Genomic DNA, 23,389 nt, shown 5'->3' on the forward strand with positions numbered 1-23,389 from the left:
CACCAGACATTGCGGTCGCGGCCCGGCGGATGAGCTGGCCGGCGACCGGCAACAAAGGGATCGCTGACACGATGGGCGCCTACATCCTGCGCCGGCTGTTGCTGATCGTACCGACCCTCGTCGGCATCATGGCCATCAATTTCGTCATCATCCAGTTCGCCCCCGGCGGGCCGGTGGAACGGGTCATCGCCCAGCTCCAGGGGACCGATGTGTCCGCCACCGCGCGTATTTCGGGCGGCGGCGGCGACTTTGCCGGCAGCGGTGCCGATACGGCCGGAGACGCTGCCTCCGCCGGCTCGCGATATCGCGGCGCACAGGGCCTCGATCCGGAATTCATCAAGGAGCTGGAACGTCAGTTCGGCTTCGACAAGCCGCCGCTCGAGCGGTTTGCCGGGATGCTGTGGGACTATGCCCGCTTCGATTTCGGCGAGAGCTACTTCCGCGACATCTCGGTGATCGACCTGATCATCGAGAAGATGCCCGTGTCGATCTCGCTCGGGCTCTGGATGACGTTTATCTCCTACGCGATCTCCATTCCGCTTGGCATCCGCAAGGCGGTGCGCGACGGCACGCGCTTCGACGTGTGGACCTCCGCGGTGATCGTGGTGGGCTATGCGATCCCCGGCTTCCTCTTCGCGGTGCTCCTGATCGTGCTGTTCGCCGGCGGTTCGTTCCTCGACTGGTTCCCGTTGCGGGGGCTCACGTCGGAGAACTGGGAGCAGCTGTCCTGGCCCGCGCGCATCGTCGACTACTTCTGGCACCTGGCCTTGCCGCTGACCGCGATGGTGCTGTCCGCCTTCGCGACGGTGACGCTGCTGACCAAGAACTCGTTTCTCGACGAGATCCGCAAGCAATATGTCCAGACGGCCCGCGCCAAGGGCCTGAACGAGCGGCAGGTGCTCTACGGTCACGTCTTCCGCAACGCGATGCTGATCGTGATCGCCGGTTTCCCGGGCGCCTTCATCTCGTCCTTCTTTGCCGGCTCGCTGCTGATCGAGACGATCTTCTCGCTCGACGGGCTGGGCCTGCTCGGCTTCGAGGCGGTGATCAATCGCGACTATGCGGTCGTTTTCGCGACGCTCTACATCTTCTCGCTGATGGGCCTGCTGGTGAACCTCGTCTCCGACCTGACCTACACCTGGATCGATCCGCGGATCGATTTCGAGAGCCGGGAGGTCTGAGGCCATGGACCTGCGGACAGAAACTGCCGGCACCACCGCAACCGCTGCGGCCGGCGCGCCCTCCGGCCGGCCGAAGGGCTGGCTGTCGCCGATCAACCGGCGCCGTCTGACCAACTTCAAGGCCAACCGGCGCGGCTACTGGTCGTTCTGGATCTTCCTCGTCCTGTTCGGCCTGTCGCTTGTTGCCGAGTTCCTCGTCAACGACCGCCCGATCGTCGTCGTCTACAAGGACGAGGTCCTGGCGCCGATCTTCGTCGACTATCCGGAAGAGAAGTTCGGCGGCTTCCTGGCGGTGACCGACTATCGCGACCCGTTTATCCAGGAGGAGATCAACGCCAACGGCTGGATGCTGTGGCCGCCGATCCGCTACTCCTATCGCACGGTCAACAACGAGATTCCGGTGCCGGCGCCCGCGCCGCCCTCGTGGATGCTCGACAAGCAGGAGCGCTGCAGCCGCTATCCGCTCGGTGCCGAGGACCCCAACTGCACGCTTGGCAACTGGAACTGGCTCGGCACCGACGACCAGGGCCGCGATGTCGTCGCACGGCTGGTCTACGGCTTCCGCATCTCCGTCCTGTTCGGCCTGGCTCTCACGCTTGCCTCTTCGGTGATCGGCATCGGGGCCGGCGCGGTGCAGGGCTATTACGGCGGCTGGGTCGACCTTCTGTTCCAGCGCTTCATCGAGATCTGGACGGCGATCCCGACGCTCTACCTGATCCTGATCGTCTCGTCGGTGCTGATCCCGGGTTTCTGGACGCTCTTCACCATCCTGCTCGCCTTCTCCTGGGTGGCGCTGGTGGGCGTGGTGCGGGCGGAGTTCCTGCGCGCCCGAAACTTCGAATACGTCACGGCGGCGAAGGCGCTCGGCGTCGGCAATGCCACGATCATGTGGCGGCACCTGCTGCCCAACGCGATGGTGGCGACGCTGACCTTCATGCCCTTCATCCTGAACGGTTCGATCTCCACCCTGACGGCGCTGGACTTCCTCGGCTTCGGCCTGCCGCCGGGCTCGGCCTCGCTCGGGGAATTGCTGGCGCAGGGCAAGAACAACCTGCAGGCGCCGTGGCTCGGCATCACCGGCTTCATCGTCATCTCGACCATGCTCAGCCTGCTGATTTTCATCGGCGAAGCGGTGCGCGACGCGTTCGACCCGCGCAAGAGTTTCGTGTGAGGACCCCATGACCAGCGAACAGACCAAACGGCCGCTGCTCTCCGTCCGCGAGCTCTCGGTCGCCTTCACCCAGAACGGCGTCACGCAGACGGCGGTCGACCGCATCTCCTTCGACATCGGTCCCGGCGAAACGGTGGCGCTGGTCGGCGAATCCGGCTCGGGCAAGTCGGTCTCCGCTCTTTCGGCGGTGAAGCTGCTGCCCTATCCCTCGGCCTCGCACCCGACCGGCGAGATCCTGTTCAAGGGCGAGGATGTGCTCAAGGCCGACGAGGCGGCGCTCCGGCGCATCCGCGGCAACGAGATCTCGATGATCTTCCAGGAGCCGATGACCTCGCTCAATCCGCTGCATACGGTGGAAAAGCAGATCGCCGAGGTCTTGAAGCTGCATCGCGGCATGGGCGAGACCGCGGCGCGTGCGCGCGTGGTGCAACTGCTCGACCAAGTCGGCATCCGCGATCCCGAGAGCCGACTGCAGAGCTATCCGCACCAGCTCTCCGGCGGTCAGCGCCAGCGCGTGATGATCGCCATGGCGCTCGCCAACGAGCCGGATCTGCTCATCGCGGACGAACCGACCACCGCGCTCGATGTCACCGTGCAGGCGCAGATCCTCAAGCTTCTCAAGGAGCTGCAGCGCGACGTCGGCATGGCGATGCTCTTCATCACCCATGACCTCGGCATCGTGCGCAAGGTGGCCGACCGGGTCTGCGTGATGACGAAAGGCAAGATCGTCGAAAGCGGGACCGTGCGCGAGGTCTTCGAGAATCCGCAGCATGAATACACCCGCCACCTGATCGCAGCCGAGCCCAAGGGTAAGCCGCCGGTAACGGACGAGAGCCGGCCGGTGGTGGTGGAAGCGCGCGACGTGAAGGTGTGGTTCCCGGTCAAGCGCGGCCTGCTGCGCCGGACCGTTGACCACATCAAGGCGGTCGACGGCATCGACGTGACGGTCCGCGAGGGCCAGACGCTCGGCATCGTCGGCGAAAGCGGCTCCGGCAAGACGACGCTCGGCCTCGCCCTGCTGCGGATGATTTCCTCCACGGGCAAGATCCGCTTCGGGGCCCGCGAGATCGATACGCTGTCGTGGAAAGACATGCGTCCGCTGCGCCGCGACATGCAGATCGTCTTCCAGGATCCGTTCGGCTCGCTCAGCCCGCGCATGTCGGTGGCCGACATCGTCGGCGAGGGGCTGGCCGTGCATTTCCCCGGCATCTCCGCGGACGAGCGGGACGCGAGGGTCGCCGCTGCGCTGGTCGAGGTGGGGCTCGATGCCGAGACCCGCTTCCGCTATCCGCACGAGTTCTCCGGCGGCCAGCGCCAGCGCATCTCCATCGCCCGCGCCATGGTGCTGCAGCCGAAATTCGTCATGCTCGACGAGCCCACTTCGGCGCTGGACATGAGCGTGCAGGCGCAGGTGGTCGACCTGCTGCGCGACCTGCAGAAGCGCCATGGCCTTGCCTATCTCTTCATCTCGCACGATCTCAAGGTGGTGCGCGCGCTCGCCAACGAGGTGATCGTCATGCGGTCCGGCAAGGTGGTGGAGGCGGGAGCGGCCGTCGATGTCTTCGACGCGCCGAAGACCGACTACACCAAGGCGCTTATGGCCGCCGCCTTCCGCATGGAAACGGCGGACACCGGAATCGTCAGCGAGTAGGAGCGAGCCGCTCCGAAAAGTTCTGTCAGTTGCACCGGGTGAAACGCACCTCGACGCCGGTGTTGGCGATGTGGGCAAGCATGATGCCGGGTTCTGGAAAACGCAGCATGTTCAGGTCGTAGATCGGCGTGGTGAATTCCTTGCCGAAAGTCGGGAACGTGTTGCTGCGCGTCTTGAGTTCAGCCCACTGTTCATCCTCGACGCATTTGTACTGAAAATACTCACTTGCCTTGAGGTCGCGGACATCGCGTCCTGATCGTGTCAGGCCGGCGGCCGTGAACTGTATCAGGAGCGGCTTGTTGTCGGCTTTCCATGTCGTCATCCCGGCATCGGGCATGAAGCCGGAATAAGTGCCCGGGTGAAGCTTGATCATTTTCGGCCGGGTGGACGAGCGGAGCCCCTGAACAAGGTCGACAGGCACATAGCCACGAGCAACGATCCGCAGACTTTTGGGAACAGGGGTAGTCGGCTTGAATGAACCGGTCGAATCGGTTGCGCCGAAGAACGTGGGCTTGGCAGTGTTGGTGTAATCCCAAACGGCTGCACCAGCGACGGTTGTTTGGTGGAAGTCATCGAGTGTAATCAGTTCCGGCATCATCCATCCTCCTGCTATGGATGACTATTGGAATGGTGCGTTACAGGCTCGTCATTCCTCTCGGCAATCACTCCAGCCAGCATGTCGCTCGCCGTCCGGCCTTCTCCTGTTCGAGGCCGAGGGTGCGGCGGGTCTTGAAGCCGATCAGCCCGTCGGCCCCGCCGACATCGTGGCCCTTGGCCTCCAGGTCAAGCTGCAGGTCGCGCACGGCGCCGCGCGAGCGGGTCTTCACGTCCTTCCAGCCTTGCACGAAGCCGGCATTGTTGCCGTAACGGTCCGCCAGATGGCCGACGAACAGCGCGTAGACGTCGGATTCGTTGTAGGCCTTCAGCACATAGAAATTGTCGGTGGCGATGAAGGCCGGGCCGTTGCGCCCGGCCGGCATCAGGAGAAAGCCCGGCTGCGCCAGCTCGTGTTGCGGAAACGGACGGTCCTTGACCCGGCTGACGCCTTCCCGGACCCAGGCCGAGATCGGCTGGCCCTTGTCGGGACCCTCGCGCGAGCAGGAGACGGAGGCGGGAACCTCGGCCTCATAGCCCCAGTCTCGCCCCTTCACCCAGCCGTGCCAGGCGAGATAGTTGGCGATCGAGGCCAGCGTGTCCGGCACCGAGCGCCAGATGTCGCGCTTGCCGTCACCATCGAAATCCACCGCAAGGCGGAGGAAACTGGAGGGCAGGAACTGCGGTTGGCCGAGCGCACCGCCCCAGGAGCTGCGCAGATCCGCACGAGTGATGTGCCCGTCCGCAAGGATCTGCAGGGCCGCGACGGTCTCCTCGGCGAAGAAGTCGCGGCGGGTTCCCATGAAGGCGCGGGTCGCAAGGGTTCGCAGCGCATCGTAGGGGATACGGGCCGCGCCATAGCCGGACTCGCGAGCCCAGATCGCAAGGATGATCCGTGACGGGACGCCGTAACGCGCCTCGATCCGCGAGAGGGTCGCGGCATGCGTCTGCGCCAGGCGGCGGCCCTGTGCGGCCAGCGCGTTGAACTGGTTGTCGCGGAAATATCCGGCCGGGGCGCGGAACTCGGACTGATAGTTGACCGAGGGCGGCCGCTCCGGCCCGTCGGGATCGCCGAGGCCCGGTAGTGAGGTGTCGGGCGACAGGCCCGAGAGCTCCCGCCGGATCACGTCCTGCGGCACTCCGGCCGCGCGGGCGGCCGGAATGATGCGCGTTTCGAGGAACCGGTCGAACTTGGCTTGCATCCCCTGCTGCGCCTGGGCGGTCGGGGCGCAGAGCGTTGCGAGCAGAACTGCGAGCGAAGCGAGAAGGGCGGGCAGGGCGCGGTGCATGACGATCCGTTGCGGGTGGCTGGCTGCGCCGAGCCTAGCACGGTGCACCGCGCGGGACGATATGCGGGATCAGAAGGACGTACGGGCCTTCAGCGCCTGGACCAGCGTCCCCTCGTCGAGATAGTCGAGCTCGCCGCCGACCGGAACGCCATGGGCGAGGCGCGTGACCTTCACGTCCATGCCGCGCAGGCGGTCGGTGATGTAATGCGCCGTGGTCTGTCCCTCGACCGTCGCATTCACCGCCAGGACGATCTCGGTGACATCGCCGGCAGCGACACGCTCGATCAGCTTGTCGATGGTCAGGTCGTCGGGCCCGATGCCGTCGAGCGGCGACAAGGTGCCGCCGAGAACGTGATAGCGGCAGTTCAGCGCCCCGGCACGCTCCAGCGCCCACAGGTCCGAGACGTCTTCCACCACGACGATGGTCGCCGTGTCGCGGCGCGGATCGGAGCAGATGGTGCAGGGATCGCAGGTGTCGACGGTGCCGCAGGTCTTGCACACGGTCACCCGGTCCACGGCAACGCCCATGGCCTGAGCCAGCGGGACCAGCAGCTGGTCCTTCTTCTTGATGAGGTGCAGCGCCGCACGCCGGGCCGACCGGGGACCCAGCCCCGGCAGCTTGGCGAGCAGTTGGATCAGCCGTTCGACCTCGGGTCCGGCGACCGCCCGGTTGGCCATGGGATCAGAACGGCAGCTTGAAGCCGGCGGGCAGGCCGAGACCGCCCATCAGTTCCTGGGTCTTCTGCTGCAGCAGGGCCTCGGCCTTGGCCTTGGCGTCCTGGTGAGCCGCAAGGATCAGGTCCTCGAGGATCTCGACCTCGTCGGGCTTGGCCATGGACGGGTCGATGCGAATGGACTTGAGCTCGCCCTTGCCGGTCATGGTCAGAGTGACCATGCCGCCGCCGGCGGTGCCTTCCACCGCGACCGAGGCGATCTCTTCCTGCAGCGAGCCCATCTGCTCCTGCATCTGCTTCGCCTGTTTCATCATCTTCAGGAAGTCCATGGGTCTCTCCTTGGGAGCGGTGCGAAAGGGCGCCGGGTCAGTCCCTGCGGATCGGCAGGACGGACCGTGCCGGCTCCCGCCGCCGGATCATGTATCGGGGTCGATTTCGTCTTCGACCGGGGCCATGTCAAGGGGCGCGTCCTCGACGGCGGTCATTCTCACGTCGACGACCTTGGCACCGGGAAAGGCCGAAAGCAGGGCAGCCACGGTGGGCTCGGCCTTGGCATCGGAGAAGAGCTGGCGCTGGCTGGCCTCGCGCTCCTCGTGCAGCGTCGGCCGTCCTTCGGTACGGGAGACGCTGACGATCCAGCGGGTGCCGGTCCATTCCGAAAGCTTGCGGCCGAGCCGTCCGGCAAGATCCGGGTCGGCGTTTTCGACCGGCTGAAACTCGATTCGCCCCGGCTCGAAGCGTACGAGCCGCATCTGCCGCTCGATCTCGACCTTCAGGCGAATGTCGCGTTTTTCCGCGGCAAGGGCGGCGCAGTCGGCCAGCGAGGCAAGCCCGTGGGACGGCGCCGGCTGGCTGTCGGCAGCGGGCTGGGCGCGGGTCGTCTCCGGGGCAAGTCCCCCTGCCAGGGCCTGCAGGCGCGGCGGCGAACTGGGGGCGGCCTGAGCGTGCTGCGCCTCGCCCGGCAGGGCCTGTGCAGAAGTTCGCATCTGCGCGGAGACGGCGACGGGCTCGCTCGTCGAGGCGGAGGAGGGGGCTCCGGACGAAGTGGTCTGCGCCTGCGGCGCGCTTGCAGCCTGCCCGGCGAAGGAGGTCTCCCCGCCGGATGCCTGCGGGCGGGACGGGGGTGCCGGCAGGCTGGAGCCGAGCGCGGCCGCCTTGCCGTCGCGCAGCATGCGCAGGGCGTCTTCCGGGTCGGGCAGGTCGGCAGCATAGGCAAGGCGCACCAGGACCATGTCGGCGGCCAGATGCGGCTTGGGAGCGGCCTGGACTTCCTCGATGCCCTTCAGGAGCATTTGCCAGGCACGCGACAGGAGGCGCAGCGACAGGCGCCCGGCAAGCTCGCGACCGCGGGCCCGTTCGGTCTCCGTGACAGAGGCATCGTCGCCCGCGTCGGGGACGATCTTCAGCCGGGTGACCAGATGGGTGAACTCGGCAAGGTCGGACAGCACGACCACCGGATCGGCGCCGACATCGTATTGCTGGCGGAACTCGGCCATGGCCGCCGCCGCGTCGCCCCGCATCAGGTATTCGAACAGGTCGATGATGCGGGCGCGGTCGGCAAGGCCGAGCATCGCACGCACCGTCTCCGCGCCGATCGCATCGCTGCCGCCCTGGGAAATGCTGCCATGGGCGATGGCCTGATCGAGCAACGACAGGGAATCGCGCGCCGAACCTTCGCCGGCCCGGGCGATCAGCGCCAGCGCCTCGTCGGCGACCGCGATACCCTCGGCCTGCGAGATGCGGCGCAGCAGCCCGACGATCTTGTCGGCATCGATGCGGCGCAGATCGAAGCGTTGGCAGCGCGACAGGACCGTGACCGGGACTTTGCGGATTTCGGTGGTGGCGAAGATGAACTTCACATGCTCGGGCGGCTCCTCGAGCGTCTTCAGCAGGCCGTTGAAGGCCGACTTCGACAGCATGTGCACTTCGTCGATGATGTAGACCTTGTAGCGGGCAGAGGCCGGCCGGTAGCGCGCCGCGTCCGTGATCTCGCGAATGTCGTCGATGCCGGTATGCGAGGCGGCGTCCATCTCGATCACGTCGACATGGCGACCATCCATGATCGCCTCGCAATGCACGCCCAGCTTTTCGAGGTTCACCGTCGGCCGGTCGGCTTCGCCGGGGACCTCGTAGTTGAGCCCGCGCGCGAGAATGCGGGCCGTCGTCGTCTTGCCGACACCGCGCACGCCGGTCAGCATCCAGGCTTGGGCGATGCGCCCGGTCTCGAACGCATTGCGCAGGGTCTGGACCATCGGCTCCTGGCCGACCAGATCGTCGAAGCTGCGGGGGCGATACTTGCGCGCGAGCACCCGGTAGGCGGCGTTGCCGCTGCCCGCGCCGGGAGCGTCGTCGGAAGAAGTGGGGATGAGACCGTCCATGGGTCCAAGCTTAGCGGCGCGGCCGCCGGATGTTGAGGCCTATTCGGTGCACCAGGCAGGATTTCCCCGCTGCCGCTGAGCGGAGCGCGCGGTCTTGCGCCGTTGCGCCGCCGCAACCGCACCCTTGGGCGCAAGCTGCGCCGGATCGGAACCTGAAGGGGAAAGGGTGGGAGGCTGGCACGGTGACCCGTGCCGCGACTCGTTGGGGCTGCTTCCTTCCGGACCTGACCCGGTTGGCGAGTGGCTCGTCCACCACCAACCTCCCGCGCCCTATATCGTGAGTTTCGCTCGCCGATGCAAGGGGAAATCCCGCAAAGATCACCGGTGGCTCTCGCTCTGCCCGGTCTCCTGGGCGGCTCTGGCGCGCAGATCCTTGCGGATGATCTTGCCGGTCGTCGTCATCGGCAGGGCATTCACGAAGGCGATCTCGCGCGGGTATTCGTGCGCCGCGAGCCGCGACTTGACGAAGTCCTGCAGCTCGCGCGCCAGCGCCTGCGACGGGGCATTTCCGTCCGCCAGCACCACATAGGCCTTGACGATTTCGGTGCGCGCCGGGTCCGGCTTGCCGACGACGCCGGCCATGGCGACGGCCGGGTGCCCGATCAGGCAATCCTCGATCTCGCCCGGGCCGATGCGATAGCCGGCCGAAGTGATGACGTCGTCGTCCCGGCCGATGAAGCGCAACCAGCCATCGGCATCGCGCACGCCCATGTCGCCCGTGAGAAGGTATTCGCCGGCGAATTTCGCCTGCGTCGCCTCCGGATTGTTCCAATAGCCGAGAAACATCACCGGATCCGGTCGCCGGACGCCGATATTGCCTTGCTGCCCGTCCGGGACGGGTGTGCCCGTGGAATCGACGATGGCAAGGTCGTGGCCGGGTACCGCGCGGCCCATGATGCCTGGCCGCGCCGGCATGAGCCGGGCGCAGGACGAGACGATCATGTTGCACTCGGTCTGGCCGTAGAACTCGTTGATGGTGACGCCGAACACCCGCCGGCCCCATTCCACGAGCTCCGCGCCCAGCGTCTCGCCGCCGCTGGCGACCGTCCGCATGTCGAGGCGTAGATCCGCTGGCGGTTCTCCATACGCCCGCATCATCTTCAGCGCGGTCGGCGGCAGGAAAGCGTTGCGGACCTTCTCGCGGGCGATGAGGTCGAAGGCGGCTTCCGCCGTGAACTTGCGGAAGCGGCAGGCGACGACGGTGATGCCGTGATGCAGTGCCGGCATCAGCACGTCCAGCAGCCCGCCGATCCAGGCCCAGTCGGCGGGGGTCCAGATCCGGTCTCCCGGCGCGGGGAACAGGTCGTGGCTCATCTCGACGCCGGGCAGGTGGCCGAGCAGGACCCGCTGGGCATGCAGCGCGCCCTTGGGCTGGCCGGTCGTGCCGGAGGTGTAGATGATGATGGCCGGGTCCTCGGCCAGCGTATCGACCGGCGCGAACGCCTCGGATTGCCCGGCGAGCTCCGCGTGAAGGTCGCTGGCCCCAGGTGCCGGGCCGTCGATCGTGTAGATCGAGGCCAGCTCCGGCAGCTGGTCGCGGATCCGCGCGAGCTTGCCCGCGCCCTCCGCATTGGTCACGACTGCCCGGGTGCCGGAATTGCCGAGCCGGTAGGCCAGCGCCTCATCTCCGAACAGCATGAAGAGCGGAATGGTGATCGCGCCCATCTTGAGCGCGGCGATGTGGGTTGCAGCCGTCTCGATGGCCTGCGGCAACAGGACAGCGACCCGGTCGCCCCGGTGGACGCCGTCGCGCACCAGAAGGTTCGCGATGCGGTTGGACAGGGCCTTCAGGTCGGCAAAGCTGACGACCTCGCGGCGGCCGTCTTCGGAGATGGCGATGATCGCGGTGCGCTCGGGGTCGGCATCGGCCCACTTGTCGCAGATGTCGACGCCGATATTGTAGCGCTCCGGCACCTGCCAGACGAAGCGTGCGGCAAGGTCCTCATAGCTCGTTGCCTCAGGCAGCATCCGCGTCCTCCCCGGTGTCATGCCTCGTGCCGGTGCTTCCGGCCCGTCGTTTCCCTTGTCTGGCATGCCCTCCCGCGGGGAAGGCCGTCAACGGGAAATGGTGGGGTGAACTGCAAGGGGGAGGGGCTGGCGCTCGCATGCGCTCCCGGTATAGTGCGGCACTCTGTATTCCCGCCCGCCTTCGACGGAGCTTCCATGCAGCCTTTCAGTCTCGACCCGCGGCTTGCGGCCGACAGCCTGGCCGTCGCCGATCTGCCGCTGTCGTCCCTGCGCCTGATGCGCGACAGTCGGTTCACCTGGCTGATGCTGGTCCCGCGCAAGCCGGACCTCGTCGAGCTTCTCGATCTGACCGAAGAGGAGCGGTCGCAGCTGATGCGCGAGATCGCCTTTGTCGGCGAGATACTCAAGGCGGAGACGGGGTGCGACAAGCTCAATGTCGGAGCGCTCGGCAATATCGTTGCGCAGCTACATGTCCATGTGATCGCGCGGTTTTCCGGCGACGCCGCTTGGCCGGGACCCGTCTGGGGCTCGGGCGCTGCCGTGCCCTACCCTGCCGGCGCGGCCGAAGCCCTTGCGCTGAGGATCGCCGAGCGCTTGCCGAAGATCGCCTGACCCCTTTCCGCCAGACGTGCCTGATCAGACAAGGACCGCTCCAGCATGACCCACGCGCCCGACACCGCCTTCGGGTTCTCCTATCACGGCAATCCGCTGGACCGCCTGTCCGAGCACAGGGGAGATGCGAACTGGTTGGCTGCGCACCGGGCAGCGCCTGCTGCGCGGTTTGTGTTCCTGTGCGAGGGCAAGCCGCTGGTCGACACATCCGGTTCGCAGCTCTCGATCCTTTGGGAGGAGAAGGCAGGGGCCGCGCTCGCTCCCATCGGCGAGGAAGTGGTCCTGCTCGGCTTCCAGCCGGAGACCGAGGCGCCTGTCTTTGCTGCCACGCTTGCCGCCGACCCGGAGCGGATCGATGCTGACGGGCGCAAGCTGATCGACCTGCGATCCCTTGCCCTACAAGGTGTGCTTCCTCCCGGCCACATGGGCATGCTCGCCCAGGCCAGCTCCCTGCTCCACTGGCACGTCAGCCACCGCTTCTGTTCCAGGTGCGGCACGCCCAGCACGATGACGCAGGGCGGCTACCGTCGCGACTGCCCGTCCTGCGGCGGGCTGCATTTCCCGCGCACGGATCCGGTGGCCATCATGCTGGTGACCGATGGCGATGCCTGCCTGATGGGCCGGCCGCCGCGCCTGCCGGAAGGCGTATTCTCGACGCTGGCCGGCTTCATCGAGCCCGGCGAGACCATCGAGGAGGCAGTGCGCCGGGAAGTGTTCGAGGAGTCGGGCATCCGCGTCGGTACTGTCAGCTATATGGCGAGCCAGCCCTGGCCGTTCCCGGCCTCGCTGATGATCGGCTGCCACGGCACGGCGATCAGCCGCGACATCACCATGGACGAGGCCGAGCTCGAGGCCTGCCGCTGGTTCTCCCGCGAGGAGGTGACCGCGATGATGGCGGACACGCATCCGGACGGGCTCAAGGTTCCGCCGCCGCTCTCCATCGCCCATTGGCTGATTCGCAGCTGGGTCGAAGGGCGAAGCTGATCATGATCCTCGCGCCTGCCGACTGCATCTATCTCACCCATCCGCAGGTGCGCATCGATCCGGCCGTTCCCGTGCCGCAATGGGGGCTGTCGGAGGAAGGGGCGCGGCGCGCGCGGGCCGGAGCCGGGCGAGGCGAATTCGCGTCCCTCACCCATGTCGTTTCCAGCGCGGAGACGAAAGCGGTCGAAACGGCCGAGATCGTCGCCGCGCAACTCGGCCTTCCGGTCGTCGTGGACGAGTTGATGCACGAGAATGACCGGTCGGCGACCGGCTTCCTGCCGCCGGACGAGTTCGAGCGCGTGGCCGACGCCTTTTTTGCGCAGCCGCAGACCAGCGTACGCGGCTGGGAGCGGGCTTGCGATGCTCAGTCCCGGATCGTCGGGCGGGTCGAGGCGCATCTGGAGCGCATGCCGCAGGACGCGCGCGTGCTTTTCGTCGGACACGGCGCTGTCGGCACATTGCTCAAGTGCCATCTCGCGGGCTGGACGATCGACCGACGCCACGATCAACCCGGCGGCGGCGGCTTCTGGTATGCGTTTTCGCGCGGCGCCCTGCGGGAGAGAAACGCCACCGGCGTGGACTGGAGACCGATCGACGGATAAGCCGGGCCAGCTTGTGGTCGCCCCGCCGGCTTCCTAAGTGTGAGGCAAGGCAGACGGCGACAAGGACCGCGTTCCCGACATGATTTCTTCCGCATTGCGCGCGCTTCCCCAGATTTTCGAGCCCCCCTTGCGGGCGATCTTCTGGAAGACGCTCGGCTACACGCTGGTGCTGCTGTTCCTCGTCTGGCTCGGGCTGAACGGGGCAGTCGCAGCCTTTGTCAGCCTGCCCTATCCCTGGCTGGAGACGGTTCTGTCGTTGCTGACCGGCATCGGCGCGGTCTTCCTGCTCGGTTTTCTCGTCGCGCCGGTGACGGCGATCATCGCCGGCCTGCTGCAGGACGACATCGCCGAGGTCGTGGAGAGCAGCGACTATCCGGGCGACCCGCCGGGCAAGGCGCTGCCCCTGTCGGTGGCAGTGCCCCAGGCGATCAAATTCGCCGGCATCGTCATTGCCGGCAACCTGCTGGCCCTGTTGCTGCTGCTGGTACCCGGCATCAACCTGATCGCCTTCTTCGTGGTCAACGGATACCTGCTCGGTCGCGAGTTCTTCGAGTTTGCCGCCAGCCGGTTCCGCTCGCCGGAGGAGGCCCGCGCCCTGCGCCGCGCCCACTCCGGCACCGTGTTTCTGGCCGGTCTGGCGATTGCCGGCTTTCTTGCCGTGCCGCTGCTCAACCTGCTGACGCCGATCTTCGCAACCGTGATGATGGTGCATCTGCACAAGCGGTTGACCTATAGGTAAGCCTTCGCGCGTCACCCGTTGCCGGCAAACCACGAAGACCGCAGTCACCCGCCTTTGGCGGTGCGGCGCGATTTGTCTTGCGTCTTATCCGACAGGATATTTTGACGTACCCGTCCGATGGAGTTAGAAGGCGGGTATACAAGGCCCTGATTTAGCTAACGTTTACGTAAGCGTCAGCCGATGAGGGAGACGGGAGAACAATCCATGTCGGACGTCGGGACGAGAAACAGCCGGCCGCTTTCGCCGCATCTCCAGATCTACAAACCCATTTTCACCATGGTCATGTCGATCGTGCACCGCATCACCGGCTGTGCATTGTATTTCGGCACGATCCTGATGGTGTGGTGGCTGGTGGCCGCAGCGGCGGGCCCGGACTATTTCAACTTCGTCAACGATCTTTACGGCTCGATCCTCGGACGGCTCGTGCTGTTCGGGTTCACCTGGGCGCTGCTCCATCACATGCTGGGCGGAATGCGGCACTTTATCTGGGACATGGGATACGGCTTTGGCCCCGAGGCGCGCGAGTGGCTCGCACGCGCCACGCTGATCGGCTCCGTGTCCCTGACGATCCTGCTTTGGGTCGTCGGATATGCGGTTCGCTGAGGGAGGCTTGATCCATGACTGACATGCGCACTCCGCTCGGACGCGTTCGCGGCCTCGGCTCGGCCCGGGACGGCACGACCCATTTCTGGCGCCAGCGCGTCACCGCCGTTGCCAACGTCTTCCTCATCACCTTCTTCGTGGTCCTGGTGATCTCGCTGCAGGGCGGCGACTACGAATCGGTCACAGCAGCTCTCGCCAACCCCTTCGTGGCGATCGTCATGCTGATGGTGGTGGTTTCCGGCGTCTATCACATGAAGCTCGGCATGCAGATCGTCATCGAGGACTACGTCCACGACGAGCTGCCGAAGTTCCTGACGCTGATGGCGAACACCTTCTTCTCGGCATTCATCGGCCTTGCGTCGATCTTTGCTGTCCTCAAGATCAGCTTCGGAGGCTGAACACCATGGCAGGACAAGCCTATTCCTTCGTCGACCACCGCTACGACGTGGTGGTCGTGGGAGCCGGCGGCGCCGGCCTGCGCGCGACCCTCGGCATGGCCGAGCAGGGCCTCAGGACCGCCTGCATCTCCAAGGTCTTCCCGACCCGCTCGCACACCGTCGCGGCGCAGGGCGGCATCGCCGCCTCGCTCCAGAACATGACGCCCGACTGCTGGCAGTGGCACATGTACGACACGGTGAAGGGCTCCGACTGGCTCGGCGACACCGACGCCATGGAGTATCTGGCCCGCGAAGCACCGAAGGCGGTCTACGAGCTGGAGCACTACGGTGTGCCCTTCTCGCGTACCGAGGACGGTCGCATCTACCAGCGTCCCTTCGGCGGCCATATGCAGAACTACGGCGACGGTCCTCCCGTGCAGCGCACCTGCGCCGCGGCCGACCGGACCGGCCATGCGATCCTGCACACGCTCTACGGCCAGTCGCTGCGCAACAATGCCGAGTTCTTCATCGAGTATTTCGCGCTCGACCTGATCATGTCCGAGGACGGGGTCTGTCAGGGCGTCATCGCCTGGAACCTCGACGACGGCACCATCCACCGCTTCTCCGCCAAGATGGTCGTCCTGGCCACCGGCGGTTACGGCCGTGCCTATTTCTCGGCGACTTCCGCTCATACCTGCACCGGCGACGGTGGCGGCATGGTGGCGCGCGCCGGCCTGCCGCTGCAGGACATGGAGTTCGTGCAGTTCCATCCGACCGGCATCTACGGCGCGGGCTGCCTGATCACCGAAGGCGCACGCGGCGAGGGCGGCTATCTGGTCAACTCCGAGGGCGAGCGCTTCATGGAGCGCTATGCGCCCTCCGCCAAGGATCTTGCCTCGCGTGACGTCGTCTCGCGCTGCATGACCATGGAGATCCGCGAAGGCCGCGGTGTGGGCAAGAACAAGGATCACATCTTCCTGCATCTCGATCACCTCGATCCGGACATCCTCGGCGAGCGCCTGCCGGGCATTTCCGAATCGGCGAAGATCTTCGCCGGCGTCGACGTGACCAAGGAGCCGATCCCGGTCCTGCCGACCGTCCACTACAACATGGGCGGCATTCCCACGAACTACTGGGGCGAGGTGCTGAACCCGACGGCGGACGACCCGCATGCGATCCAGCCGGGCCTGATGGCCGTCGGCGAGGCCGGCTGCGCCTCGGTGCACGGTGCCAACCGCCTGGGGTCCAACTCGCTGATCGACCTCGTCGTCTTCGGACGTGCGGCGGCGATCAAGGCGGGCGAGGTGATCGATCGCAAGTCGGCCGTGCCGACGCCGAACGAAGCCTCCTGCGACCGGATCATGGGGCATTTCGACCGCATCCGTCACGCCAATGGCAGCACCCCGACCGCGCAGTTGCGCGAGAAGATGCAGCGGGCCATGCAGGAAGACGCGGCTGTCTTCCGCACCCAGGAGAGCCTGGAGCAGGGTTGCCAGCGCCTGACGCAGATCTGGGGCGAGATGGCCGACCTCAAGGTCACCGACCGCTCGATGATCTGGAACTCCGACCTGGTGGAGACGCTGGAGCTGGAGAACCTGATGGCCAACGCCATCACCACGGTCTTCGGCGCCGAGGCGCGCAAGGAAAGCCGTGGCGCCCATGCCCGCGAGGACTACAAGGACGGTCCGATGGGCGGTCGCGACGACGAGAACTGGCGCAAGCACACGCTGGCCTGGGTCGACGAGGCCGGCAAGGTGACGCTCAAGTATCGCCCGGTGATCACCGAGCCGCTGACCACTTACGAGGAAGGCGGCATCGACCCGAAGAAGATCGCGCCGAAGGCGCGCGTCTACTGATGGAGACCGCGCACCGGCCGGGCCTTGAAGGCCTTGCCGGTGTGCCTGGAGCCCTGCGGACATGACGGTGGCAGCCACCCTTGTCGATACGACCTCTCCCTTCGGGACCTACAGGACCCGAGGACTGGCGCGTTTCGCGTGGCGGCTGGCCGACTGGCACGACCTCGCGCCGGCCTTGCGCAAGAAGCTAAGGGCGGTCGTCGCCCGGCTCTTCGCCGGGCCGTTCGATACCGAGGTCGAGGGGCTTCGTTTCCGGCTTTATCCCGGCTCCAACTACGACGACCGCAAGATCCTGGCGCGCCAGCGCCTGCCTGAGCGGGCCGAGCGGCGCTTCCTTGCCGCCCACCTGCACGAGGGCACGGTCTTCGTCGATGTCGGGGCCAATGTCGGCAGCTACAGCCTTGCCGCCGCGCGTTGCGGCGCCGCCGTTCTGGCGGTGGAAGCCAATCCCGAGACGGCCGGACGCCTTGCGTTCAACATCGCCGCCAACGGACTGGCGGACATCGACGTGGCGACGGTGGCGGTCGGGGAGAGCTGCGGCACGATGGATCTGTGGAGCGAGCCGAGCAATTGCGGCTTTGCGACCCTGGTGCCGGAACTGACGGAAGAATGGCAAGGCGACTGGCGTGCGCGGCAGGTTCGCGTGCAGCCGTTGGCGGAGATCCTGGCAGGCTACGGCGTGAAACGCGTCGACGTGCTGAAGGTCGATGTCGAGGGATACGAGGACCGTGTTCTGCTGCCCTATATCAGGGCGACGGACCGGAGCGATCATCCCGGCGCGATCCTGCTGGAAACCAACTGCCGCGAGCACTGGCAGGAAGACTGTCTCGCCGTGCTCGCCACCTTCGGCTACCTCGCCGAGGGCGAAACGAAAGACAATGTGCTGTTGAGGCGGTTTGCCTGAGCGGCTGTAAATGTGAACGGAATGGATGGCCGGCCCGATCCGGCCGACCGAAACGCGGAGCGACGAGACATGGTACAGCTGACGCTTCCCAAGAACTCCCAGGTGACCCAGGGCAAGGTCTGGGACAAGCCGGCCGGCGCCACCAACCTGCGGGAATACCGCATCTATCGCTGGAACCCGGATGACGGCCGCAACCCGCGCGTCGATACCTATTTCGTCGACCTCGACGATTGCGGGCCGATGGTTCTGGATGGGCTTATCTACATCAAGAACAACATCGATCCGACGCTGACCTTCCGCCGGTCCTGCCGCGAGGGCATCTGCGGCTCCTGCGCGATGAACATCGACGGGACCAACACGCTCGCCTGCACCCGCGGCATGGAGGAGATCGGCGACGGCCCGGTCAAGATCTATCCGCTGCCGCACATGCCGGTGGTGAAGGATCTCGTGCCGGACCTGACCCGCTTCTACGCCCAGCACCGCTCCATCGAGCCCTGGCTGCAGACGACGACGCCGGCTCCGGAGAAAGAGTGGCGCCAGAGCCACGAGGACCGCGCCAAGCTCGACGGCCTCTACGAGTGCATCCTGTGCGCCTGCTGCTCGACCTCGTGCCCCAGCTACTGGTGGAACGGCGACCGCTATCTTGGGCCGGCCATTCTGCTGCAGGCCTATCGCTGGCTGATCGATTCGCGCGACGAAGCGACGGGCGAGCGCCTCGACAATCTCGAGGATCCGTTCCGCCTTTATCGCTGCCACACGATCATGAACTGTTCGCAGGCCTGCCCGAAGGGTTTGAACCCGGCCAAGGCGATTGCCGAGATCAAGAAGATGATGGTCGAGCGCCGCGTCTGACGCGCTCGCTCTTCAGCTTTCGCCGCGTTTCGAAAGGCCGTCCGGAGCGATCCGGGCGGCCTTTTGCATGTCTCAGCTCCAGACCGGGCTGGTGAAGATCGCGATGCTGGACAGGAAGCCGACGGCCCAGGCGAGCGAGCGGGGCGTCGCACGGTCGGTCCAGTAGCAGAAGATGAAGATCAGCCGCGCGCCGATGAACAGGCCGGCCAGACGGTCGATCCACTCGGCATCCCCGCCCTGCCAGAGCCCGACGATGACGGCAGCTGCGAACAGCGGCAGGGCCTCGAAGCCGTTGGCCTGGGCGGCGGCGGCACGGGCGCGGAAACCCTCTTTCCAGTAGTCCGGGTCCCGCGGGCGTGCATTGCTGAAGTCCTTGGAGAGCTTGCCGGGAAAGGCGGAGAGGATCGGCAGGACGGCGGCGGCAAGAATGCACCAGATGGCAAAGGGCATGGACGGGCGTTCCGGTTGGTTGGGCTTTTGCAAGAGGTGACCGGATGCGCCCGGAGGGTCAAGCGCGAACCGATGGACGGGTTGATCCAGCGCAAGGAGTGCCCGACAGGAGATAGCTAGTTTCGCGTCAATGAAACCAGCGAGGGAACCTTGCATCATGGCCGTGACCGACTGGACTGCCTTTCTCGATCAGACGGATCGCCGGATGGGCGAGTTGCGCAGCGGGATGCCGGGCGTTGCCAAGGGCTTCCATGAGGTCGCGAAGGCCGCGATCGGAGCCGGCGCGCTCGACTCCAAGACCAAGGAGCTGATCGCGCTCGCCATCGGCATTGCTGCGCGTTGCGACGGGTGCCTTGCCTACCACGCCAAGGCGGCCGCCAAATATGGCGCAACGCGCGAGGAGGTGATCGAGGCGGTTGGCGTTGCGGTCTACATGGGCGGCGGCCCCTCGATGATCTACGGGGCCGAGGCTCTGGCGGCCTTCGACGCTTTCGCGTGATCCTCAGGGGTTGTGGCGGACAGGTTGGCGCGCCTTCCGATTGCCGTCTTTTCGCCCTGTACAGTCTCGCCGCTCGTCATATTCGCGTTTCCGATCTTCCGTATCACCTGCGCGGGGGCGGAAACGCGATTCGCTTTCGCTGCCGGGCCTCGGGCCCGGTGGTGGAAACCGGTGCGCGCAGTTCCTATCTGCGGTTGCCGGTAGAGCTTGCGTGCAGCAAGGAGTGACGATGACTGTGAATGTCCTGTTCCTGTGCGATGACAACGCCAGGCTCGGCCCCATGGCCGAGGCCTATCTCAATGCAGACGACGGACGCAGCATTCGCGCATTCTCCGCAGGCCTGTCGCCGGCGCCGGCGCTTGCCGAGGGTGTCGGGCGTGTTCTTGCTGCCCATGGCCTGGTCGCGGAAGGGTTGCAGCCGAAGAGCTGGCAGCTCTTCGCCCTGCCGCATGCGCCGGTTCCCGATGTCGTGGTCGGCCTCAGCGCGGCGGCTCTTGCCGCCACGCGCCGGGTCTGGCCGACCCATGCGCGGTTGCTCGACTGGTGTGTCGGCCCCCACACGACGCGGCTGGTCGGCCGCGACGCCCTGCGCGACGCATTCCACGAACTCCGCCGGCGCATCAACCTGGCGCTGGAGGAGGGCGCGTTCCGCCCGGTCGCCCTGCGCCAGATCGCCTGAAGGAGGCGCCGCCGTCAGCTTCCCATCGGCTTGCGGGGGCCATCCATCAATGCGCCGATCATTCCGAACATGTCGGCAAGGCCTTCGCGGACCAGGCTGAAGGCGGAGAAATTGCGCGGCTCGATCCGGCCGATGATGTCGCCCATCTCGAACGTGAGGTCGGCGGTGAATTTCCGGGCGAGCTGCTGCATGGCGCGGTTGGTGGCGAGGCAATTCATGTAGATGTGCTGGCAGCCGCGATTGCGCGCAGCGATCAGCGTCAGCTCCATCAGCCGTGTGCCGATGCCGGTCTGCTGGCAGCATGGTTCCACGGAGAAGGCGGCCTCGGCGCTGGCCCCGTCCTCGAACGGGCGCAGTTCCGCGACCGCGCGCAGAACGCCCTCGCTGAAATAGCCGTGAATGACCGTCCCCAGCGTGAAGCTGGTATCGGCATAGCACCGCAGGAAGGCATCGCTCGCCGGCATGGCAAAGCGTGCCCGGCGGGCGATCGGATCAAGACGGAGGAGGTGATCGCGAAACTGCGCGATATCGTTGTAGGTCAGCTTTCTGTAATAGCCGGCTGCCGGCCTGTTGTCGGTTCGAGACGACATGCGATGCTCCTGATGAGGACAGCACCGCTCCTCGGGTCTCCCCAGACCTGTTATTTTTATGGAGAGTGTTCGAGGCGAATTCATGGCCGCCGCGATCATTGCCGATCACGCCGGTCGGGTCATGATTTGGACCAATTGCCCGCCCATTGAAAACGCGTCAACTATTTGGTCACCAAAACCGACAAGAATCGGGCGGACATGCGATATTCGGTTGCGTCGAAGGATCGTCGTGCCCGCGACAGGAGTTGTGGTGCTTGGGCAGCGCGGATGCGCGCACAGCCTGCCGCATCGCGAAGCTGAGTACCGACCGTCCAAAGCATAGAACGAGCAAGGACAGATATATCATGACCCGTTCCTCCCGGTATGGCGCGCCTCTGATCGCTGCGCTCGGTCTGACCGTGGCACTCGCTGGCTGCCAGCGCCTGGGATACGGCAGCCAGAGCGCTCCGCTTCCGGCCACCCCGACCGCGCCCGTTGCAAGCCAGTCCCTCGAGCCGTTGCAGCCGATGTCCCCGACGCTCGGCCCCGACGGCCAGCCGATTCAGAGCGCTCCGCTGGATGGCGCGCAGACCAATGTCGCGGCTGTCGACCCGTCCGCCGGCACCGCTCCGAGCGGTCCGCCCGCCGGCGCGCGCGAAATCGGCCGCAGCGACATGCTGGGCGGCTGGTCCATCGCCTCGGGCGCCGACAACTGCAAGCTGTTCATGACGCTGACCACCTGGAGCGGCGGTTATCGCGCCAACTCGCGCGGCTGTGCCTCGCCGCAGATGCAGACGATCTCGGCCTGGGACCTGCAGGGCAAGCAGGTGCTGCTGAAGGATGCCAGCGGCGCGACGGTGGCCGAGCTCTACGCGACCGGCGCCGAGAACTTCTCCGGCCGTACGACTTCCGGCTCTCCGATCCAGGTCTATCGGTAAGGAAGGCGACCGGTGAGCGCCCGCAGTCGCGGGCGCTGGCAAGATGAGCGGAAGGGGCGAGACGATGTCGGTGTGGCCGGTTCTTGAGGACAGTGAGCTCTCGCCCCGCGCTGCCGAGGTGATCGCCGATATCCGCGCCATCCGGAACACGGACTTCATCAACAATTTCTGGCGGGTCCTTGCCAATGATCCGGCCCTGCTGGAGCGCACCTGGGCCAGCCTGAAGGATGTGATGGCGCCCGGCGCTCTCGATCCGCTGGTCAAGGAAATGCTCTACGTGGCGGTGTCAATCGCCAATGGCTGCGAATATTGCATCCGCTCGCACACGACCGCGGCCCGAGCCAAGGGCATGAGCGAGGCGCAGCTCGGCGAACTCCTGGCGGTCGTCGGCATGGCCAGCGAGACAAACCGCCTGGCGACCGGCCTGCAAGTGCCGGTCGACGACGCCTTCCTTCCCAAAAAGTAGGGCTGCCCGGAAAGCGGGAGCCAGAGCGCTTGCCCTTTCCCGCATGCTCGCGCTATCCAGCGAGGCGGAGGCAACCTGCGGGCAACGGTTGCATTTTCCGGGACCCGGCCCCGGGATCCCGCTTCTTTCAGGGACTTGATGATGGCTTCGACGCACCCGGCAGGACGGACGATCCCGATCGCGCATACGGTCACGGGGCGCTACGACGCGCTGGTCGAGGCCGGGGAAATCGAGCGGGATCCGGCGCAGACCGAGGTTGTCGCCCTTCTCGACCGCCTCAACGCGACGCTGGCCGAAACCGGCCCGGCGTCAAAGAAGAGCGCGCTCGGCTGGCTGTTCGGCAAGCGCGGCGCTGCCAAAGAGCCGGTGAAGGGGCTTTACGTTTGGGGCAAGGTCGGCCGCGGCAAGACCATGCTCATGGACCTGTTCTTCGACATCGCGGTGATGAAGAAGAAGCGGCGGGTGCATTTCCACGAGTTCATGGCCGATGTGCACGAGCGCGTGCATGCGGTGCGCGCGGCAATCCGCGACGGCAGCATTTCCGGCGACGATCCGATCCCGCCGGTTGCCGCTGACCTTGCCGCCGATACCCGCCTCCTGTGCTTCGACGAGTTCGCCGTCACCGACATCGCCGATGCGATGATCCTCGGCCGGCTGTTCACGCGGCTGTTCGAACTGGGCGTCGTCGTGGTCGCCACGTCCAACGTTGCGCCCGACGATCTCTATCGCGATGGCCTCAACCGCGGGCACTTCCTCGGCTTTGTCGAGCTGCTCAAGACCCGGGTCGACGTGGTCTGCCTCGACGCCCGCACCGACTACCGCATGGAGAAGCTCGCCGGCGCCCCGCTCTATCTGTCGCCGCTCGGCCCCGAGACGGACCGCGCCGTCGACGATCTCTGGCGCAAGCTCACGCACGGACTTCCGGCGCATGAAGAGGTGCTGGAGATGAAGGGGCGCAAGATCCCGGTTACCCGTACGGCCGCCGGCGTGGCCCGCTTCACGTTTGCGGAACTTTGCGAAAAGCCGCTGGGCGCGGCGGATTATCAGCGTCTGGCCCTGTCCTATCACACCTTCATCGTCGAAGGCGTGCCGGTGATGGACCTGCCCCAACGAAATGCGGCCAAGCGCTTCATCAACCTGGTGGATACGCTCTACAACAACCGCAACAAGCTGATCGTGTCCGCAGAGGCGGAGCCGGATGGGCTCTATGTCGCCACATCCGGGACGGAATCCTTCGAGTTCCAGCGTACGGTTTCACGCCTTGTCGAGATGCGCTCGCAAGCCTGGCTGAGCGATCCGGCCTAGGAAAAACCGGCGCCGCATTCCGGCTCGCCCGCACGCGCTATTCCTTCG

25 protein-coding genes and 1 other RNA gene are annotated in these 23,389 nt (G+C 66.2%); 17 read left to right on the plus strand and 9 right to left on the minus strand.

Translation table 11 applies throughout. The features are described from left to right. The first annotated feature begins 71 nt into the window (after nt 1-71). The 3 genes from BBX35_RS18655 to BBX35_RS18665 are packed head-to-tail and all read left to right on the plus strand — an operon-like array spanning nt 72 to nt 4,003. Nucleotides 72-1,181, plus strand: a complete 1,110-nt coding sequence (locus BBX35_RS18655; protein WP_067223996.1) for a microcin C ABC transporter permease YejB — start codon at nt 72-74, stop codon at nt 1,179-1,181. Between the two features lie 4 nt (nt 1,182-1,185). Beyond that, on the plus strand, nt 1,186-2,352 hold the full coding sequence (locus tag BBX35_RS18660; RefSeq protein WP_067223290.1) for an ABC transporter permease: 1,167 nt from the start codon (nt 1,186-1,188) through the stop codon (nt 2,350-2,352). A gap of 7 nt (nt 2,353-2,359) precedes the next feature. Next, complete coding sequence (locus BBX35_RS18665; RefSeq protein WP_067223292.1) at nt 2,360-4,003, plus strand: ABC transporter ATP-binding protein; 1,644 nt, start codon at nt 2,360-2,362, stop codon at nt 4,001-4,003. A 25-nt stretch (nt 4,004-4,028) separates the two neighbouring features. Here BBX35_RS18665 and BBX35_RS23480 read toward each other — a convergent pair whose 3' ends face one another. The 7 genes from BBX35_RS23480 to BBX35_RS18700 all read right to left on the minus strand — a co-directional run bounded on the left by BBX35_RS23480 (nt 4,029) and on the right by BBX35_RS18700 (nt 10,906). Further along, complete coding sequence (locus tag BBX35_RS23480) at nt 4,029-4,598, minus strand: hypothetical protein (RefSeq protein ID WP_141402605.1); 570 nt, start codon at nt 4,596-4,598, stop codon at nt 4,029-4,031. Nucleotides 4,599-4,665: 67 nt separating this feature from the next. Continuing rightward, nucleotides 4,666-5,886 (minus strand): lytic murein transglycosylase, encoded by a 1,221-nt coding sequence (locus BBX35_RS18675; protein WP_067223297.1) that lies wholly within the window; start codon nt 5,884-5,886, stop codon nt 4,666-4,668. A gap of 69 nt (nt 5,887-5,955) precedes the next feature. Continuing rightward, nucleotides 5,956-6,564 (minus strand): recombination mediator RecR, encoded by a 609-nt coding sequence (gene recR / locus BBX35_RS18680; protein ID WP_067223299.1) that lies wholly within the window; start codon nt 6,562-6,564, stop codon nt 5,956-5,958. A 4-nt stretch (nt 6,565-6,568) separates the two neighbouring features. Continuing rightward, nucleotides 6,569-6,889, minus strand: coding sequence for a YbaB/EbfC family nucleoid-associated protein (locus BBX35_RS18685; protein WP_067223300.1), 321 nt, complete (start codon nt 6,887-6,889; stop codon nt 6,569-6,571). A gap of 87 nt (nt 6,890-6,976) precedes the next feature. Further along, nucleotides 6,977-8,938: a DNA polymerase III subunit gamma/tau gene (locus BBX35_RS18690; RefSeq protein WP_067223302.1), complete on the minus strand. Its 1,962-nt coding sequence runs from the start codon at nt 8,936-8,938 to the stop codon at nt 6,977-6,979. A 166-nt stretch (nt 8,939-9,104) separates the two neighbouring features. Then, nucleotides 9,105-9,202, minus strand: an RNA gene (gene ffs, locus BBX35_RS18695) — signal recognition particle sRNA small type. A gap of 54 nt (nt 9,203-9,256) precedes the next feature. After that, nucleotides 9,257-10,906: an acyl-CoA synthetase gene (locus BBX35_RS18700; RefSeq protein WP_067223305.1), complete on the minus strand. Its 1,650-nt coding sequence runs from the start codon at nt 10,904-10,906 to the stop codon at nt 9,257-9,259. A 195-nt stretch (nt 10,907-11,101) separates the two neighbouring features. Between BBX35_RS18700 and BBX35_RS18705 the strand changes: the two genes are divergently transcribed. From BBX35_RS18705 to BBX35_RS18745, 9 genes are all read left to right on the plus strand, one after another. After that, complete coding sequence (locus BBX35_RS18705; RefSeq protein WP_067223309.1) at nt 11,102-11,518, plus strand: HIT domain-containing protein; 417 nt, start codon at nt 11,102-11,104, stop codon at nt 11,516-11,518. Nucleotides 11,519-11,563: 45 nt separating this feature from the next. Then, nucleotides 11,564-12,502, plus strand: coding sequence for an NAD(+) diphosphatase (gene nudC / locus BBX35_RS18710; RefSeq protein WP_067223312.1), 939 nt, complete (start codon nt 11,564-11,566; stop codon nt 12,500-12,502). A 2-nt stretch (nt 12,503-12,504) separates the two neighbouring features. Beyond that, the gene (locus BBX35_RS18715; protein ID WP_067223317.1) at nt 12,505-13,104 is read left to right on the plus strand and encodes a histidine phosphatase family protein; all 600 of its coding nucleotides are present in this window, start codon (nt 12,505-12,507) and stop codon (nt 13,102-13,104) included. A 79-nt stretch (nt 13,105-13,183) separates the two neighbouring features. After that, nucleotides 13,184-13,843, plus strand: a complete 660-nt coding sequence (locus BBX35_RS18720; protein WP_067223320.1) for a sulfate transporter family protein — start codon at nt 13,184-13,186, stop codon at nt 13,841-13,843. Between the two features lie 204 nt (nt 13,844-14,047). Then, entirely contained in the window at nt 14,048-14,446 is a 399-nt protein-coding gene (sdhC, locus tag BBX35_RS18725; RefSeq protein ID WP_067223323.1) for a succinate dehydrogenase, cytochrome b556 subunit, read from the plus strand. Between the two features lie 14 nt (nt 14,447-14,460). Further along, complete coding sequence (sdhD, locus tag BBX35_RS18730) at nt 14,461-14,844, plus strand: succinate dehydrogenase, hydrophobic membrane anchor protein (RefSeq protein ID WP_067223326.1); 384 nt, start codon at nt 14,461-14,463, stop codon at nt 14,842-14,844. Between the two features lie 5 nt (nt 14,845-14,849). Then, nucleotides 14,850-16,679, plus strand: coding sequence for a succinate dehydrogenase flavoprotein subunit (gene sdhA / locus BBX35_RS18735; protein ID WP_067223328.1), 1,830 nt, complete (start codon nt 14,850-14,852; stop codon nt 16,677-16,679). Between the two features lie 61 nt (nt 16,680-16,740). Next, nucleotides 16,741-17,583: an FkbM family methyltransferase gene (locus tag BBX35_RS18740; RefSeq protein WP_067223331.1), complete on the plus strand. Its 843-nt coding sequence runs from the start codon at nt 16,741-16,743 to the stop codon at nt 17,581-17,583. A gap of 69 nt (nt 17,584-17,652) precedes the next feature. Next, nucleotides 17,653-18,435: a succinate dehydrogenase iron-sulfur subunit gene (locus BBX35_RS18745; protein ID WP_067223334.1), complete on the plus strand. Its 783-nt coding sequence runs from the start codon at nt 17,653-17,655 to the stop codon at nt 18,433-18,435. Nucleotides 18,436-18,507: 72 nt separating this feature from the next. On the opposite strand, the gene BBX35_RS18750 is transcribed toward BBX35_RS18745, so the two are convergent. Beyond that, nucleotides 18,508-18,885 (minus strand): MAPEG family protein, encoded by a 378-nt coding sequence (locus BBX35_RS18750; protein ID WP_067223336.1) that lies wholly within the window; start codon nt 18,883-18,885, stop codon nt 18,508-18,510. 157 nt (nt 18,886-19,042) lie between these two features. Here BBX35_RS18750 and BBX35_RS18755 point away from each other — a divergent pair, with 157 nt between their 5' ends. After that, the gene (locus BBX35_RS18755) at nt 19,043-19,384 is read left to right on the plus strand and encodes a carboxymuconolactone decarboxylase family protein (protein ID WP_067223345.1); all 342 of its coding nucleotides are present in this window, start codon (nt 19,043-19,045) and stop codon (nt 19,382-19,384) included. Nucleotides 19,385-19,613: 229 nt separating this feature from the next. Beyond that, on the plus strand, nt 19,614-20,063 hold the full coding sequence (locus BBX35_RS18760) for an arsenate-mycothiol transferase ArsC (RefSeq protein WP_067223347.1): 450 nt from the start codon (nt 19,614-19,616) through the stop codon (nt 20,061-20,063). 14 nt (nt 20,064-20,077) lie between these two features. Here the strand turns inward: BBX35_RS18760 and BBX35_RS18765 are convergent, their stop codons facing one another. Then, a complete protein-coding gene (locus BBX35_RS18765; RefSeq protein ID WP_067223350.1) occupies nt 20,078-20,653 on the minus strand; it encodes a GNAT family N-acetyltransferase in 576 nt (191 codons plus the stop codon). Nucleotides 20,654-20,997: 344 nt separating this feature from the next. Between BBX35_RS18765 and BBX35_RS18770 the strand changes: the two genes are divergently transcribed. The 3 genes from BBX35_RS18770 (at nt 20,998) to zapE (ending at nt 23,341) form a co-directional block, all read left to right on the plus strand. Then, nucleotides 20,998-21,570, plus strand: coding sequence for an AprI/Inh family metalloprotease inhibitor (locus tag BBX35_RS18770; RefSeq protein WP_067223353.1), 573 nt, complete (start codon nt 20,998-21,000; stop codon nt 21,568-21,570). A gap of 64 nt (nt 21,571-21,634) precedes the next feature. After that, nucleotides 21,635-22,036, plus strand: coding sequence for a carboxymuconolactone decarboxylase family protein (locus BBX35_RS18775; RefSeq protein WP_067223356.1), 402 nt, complete (start codon nt 21,635-21,637; stop codon nt 22,034-22,036). Nucleotides 22,037-22,177: 141 nt separating this feature from the next. Continuing rightward, complete coding sequence (gene zapE / locus BBX35_RS18780; protein ID WP_067223358.1) at nt 22,178-23,341, plus strand: cell division protein ZapE; 1,164 nt, start codon at nt 22,178-22,180, stop codon at nt 23,339-23,341. Nucleotides 23,342-23,389 lie beyond the last annotated feature (48 nt).

This window comes from Stappia indica (assembly GCF_001696535.1).
GTDB lineage: Bacteria > Pseudomonadota > Alphaproteobacteria > Rhizobiales > Stappiaceae > Stappia > Stappia indica.

What these genes read in the sequence shown, in the direction of transcription:
- BBX35_RS18655 (WP_067223996.1), top strand. Translation starts at nt 72, where the DNA reads ATGGGCGCCTACATCCTGCGCCGGCTGTTGCTGATCGTACCGACCCTC.
- BBX35_RS18660 (WP_067223290.1), top strand. Translation starts at nt 1,186, where the DNA reads ATGGACCTGCGGACAGAAACTGCCGGCACCACCGCAACCGCTGCGGCC.
- BBX35_RS18665 (WP_067223292.1), top strand. Translation starts at nt 2,360, where the DNA reads ATGACCAGCGAACAGACCAAACGGCCGCTGCTCTCCGTCCGCGAGCTC.
- BBX35_RS23480 (WP_141402605.1), bottom strand. Translation starts at nt 4,598, where the DNA reads ATGCCGGAACTGATTACACTCGATGACTTCCACCAAACAACCGTCGCT.
- BBX35_RS18675 (WP_067223297.1), bottom strand. Translation starts at nt 5,886, where the DNA reads ATGCACCGCGCCCTGCCCGCCCTTCTCGCTTCGCTCGCAGTTCTGCTC.
- recR (WP_067223299.1), bottom strand. Translation starts at nt 6,564, where the DNA reads ATGGCCAACCGGGCGGTCGCCGGACCCGAGGTCGAACGGCTGATCCAA.
- BBX35_RS18685 (WP_067223300.1), bottom strand. Translation starts at nt 6,889, where the DNA reads ATGGACTTCCTGAAGATGATGAAACAGGCGAAGCAGATGCAGGAGCAG.
- BBX35_RS18690 (WP_067223302.1), bottom strand. Translation starts at nt 8,938, where the DNA reads ATGGACGGTCTCATCCCCACTTCTTCCGACGACGCTCCCGGCGCGGGC.
- BBX35_RS18700 (WP_067223305.1), bottom strand. Translation starts at nt 10,906, where the DNA reads ATGCTGCCTGAGGCAACGAGCTATGAGGACCTTGCCGCACGCTTCGTC.
- BBX35_RS18705 (WP_067223309.1), top strand. Translation starts at nt 11,102, where the DNA reads ATGCAGCCTTTCAGTCTCGACCCGCGGCTTGCGGCCGACAGCCTGGCC.
- nudC (WP_067223312.1), top strand. Translation starts at nt 11,564, where the DNA reads ATGACCCACGCGCCCGACACCGCCTTCGGGTTCTCCTATCACGGCAAT.
- BBX35_RS18715 (WP_067223317.1), top strand. Translation starts at nt 12,505, where the DNA reads ATGATCCTCGCGCCTGCCGACTGCATCTATCTCACCCATCCGCAGGTG.
- BBX35_RS18720 (WP_067223320.1), top strand. Translation starts at nt 13,184, where the DNA reads ATGATTTCTTCCGCATTGCGCGCGCTTCCCCAGATTTTCGAGCCCCCC.
- sdhC (WP_067223323.1), top strand. Translation starts at nt 14,048, where the DNA reads ATGTCGGACGTCGGGACGAGAAACAGCCGGCCGCTTTCGCCGCATCTC.
- sdhD (WP_067223326.1), top strand. Translation starts at nt 14,461, where the DNA reads ATGACTGACATGCGCACTCCGCTCGGACGCGTTCGCGGCCTCGGCTCG.
- sdhA (WP_067223328.1), top strand. Translation starts at nt 14,850, where the DNA reads ATGGCAGGACAAGCCTATTCCTTCGTCGACCACCGCTACGACGTGGTG.
- BBX35_RS18740 (WP_067223331.1), top strand. Translation starts at nt 16,741, where the DNA reads ATGACGGTGGCAGCCACCCTTGTCGATACGACCTCTCCCTTCGGGACC.
- BBX35_RS18745 (WP_067223334.1), top strand. Translation starts at nt 17,653, where the DNA reads ATGGTACAGCTGACGCTTCCCAAGAACTCCCAGGTGACCCAGGGCAAG.
- BBX35_RS18750 (WP_067223336.1), bottom strand. Translation starts at nt 18,885, where the DNA reads ATGCCCTTTGCCATCTGGTGCATTCTTGCCGCCGCCGTCCTGCCGATC.
- BBX35_RS18755 (WP_067223345.1), top strand. Translation starts at nt 19,043, where the DNA reads ATGGCCGTGACCGACTGGACTGCCTTTCTCGATCAGACGGATCGCCGG.
- BBX35_RS18760 (WP_067223347.1), top strand. Translation starts at nt 19,614, where the DNA reads ATGACTGTGAATGTCCTGTTCCTGTGCGATGACAACGCCAGGCTCGGC.
- BBX35_RS18765 (WP_067223350.1), bottom strand. Translation starts at nt 20,653, where the DNA reads ATGTCGTCTCGAACCGACAACAGGCCGGCAGCCGGCTATTACAGAAAG.
- BBX35_RS18770 (WP_067223353.1), top strand. Translation starts at nt 20,998, where the DNA reads ATGACCCGTTCCTCCCGGTATGGCGCGCCTCTGATCGCTGCGCTCGGT.
- BBX35_RS18775 (WP_067223356.1), top strand. Translation starts at nt 21,635, where the DNA reads ATGTCGGTGTGGCCGGTTCTTGAGGACAGTGAGCTCTCGCCCCGCGCT.
- zapE (WP_067223358.1), top strand. Translation starts at nt 22,178, where the DNA reads ATGGCTTCGACGCACCCGGCAGGACGGACGATCCCGATCGCGCATACG.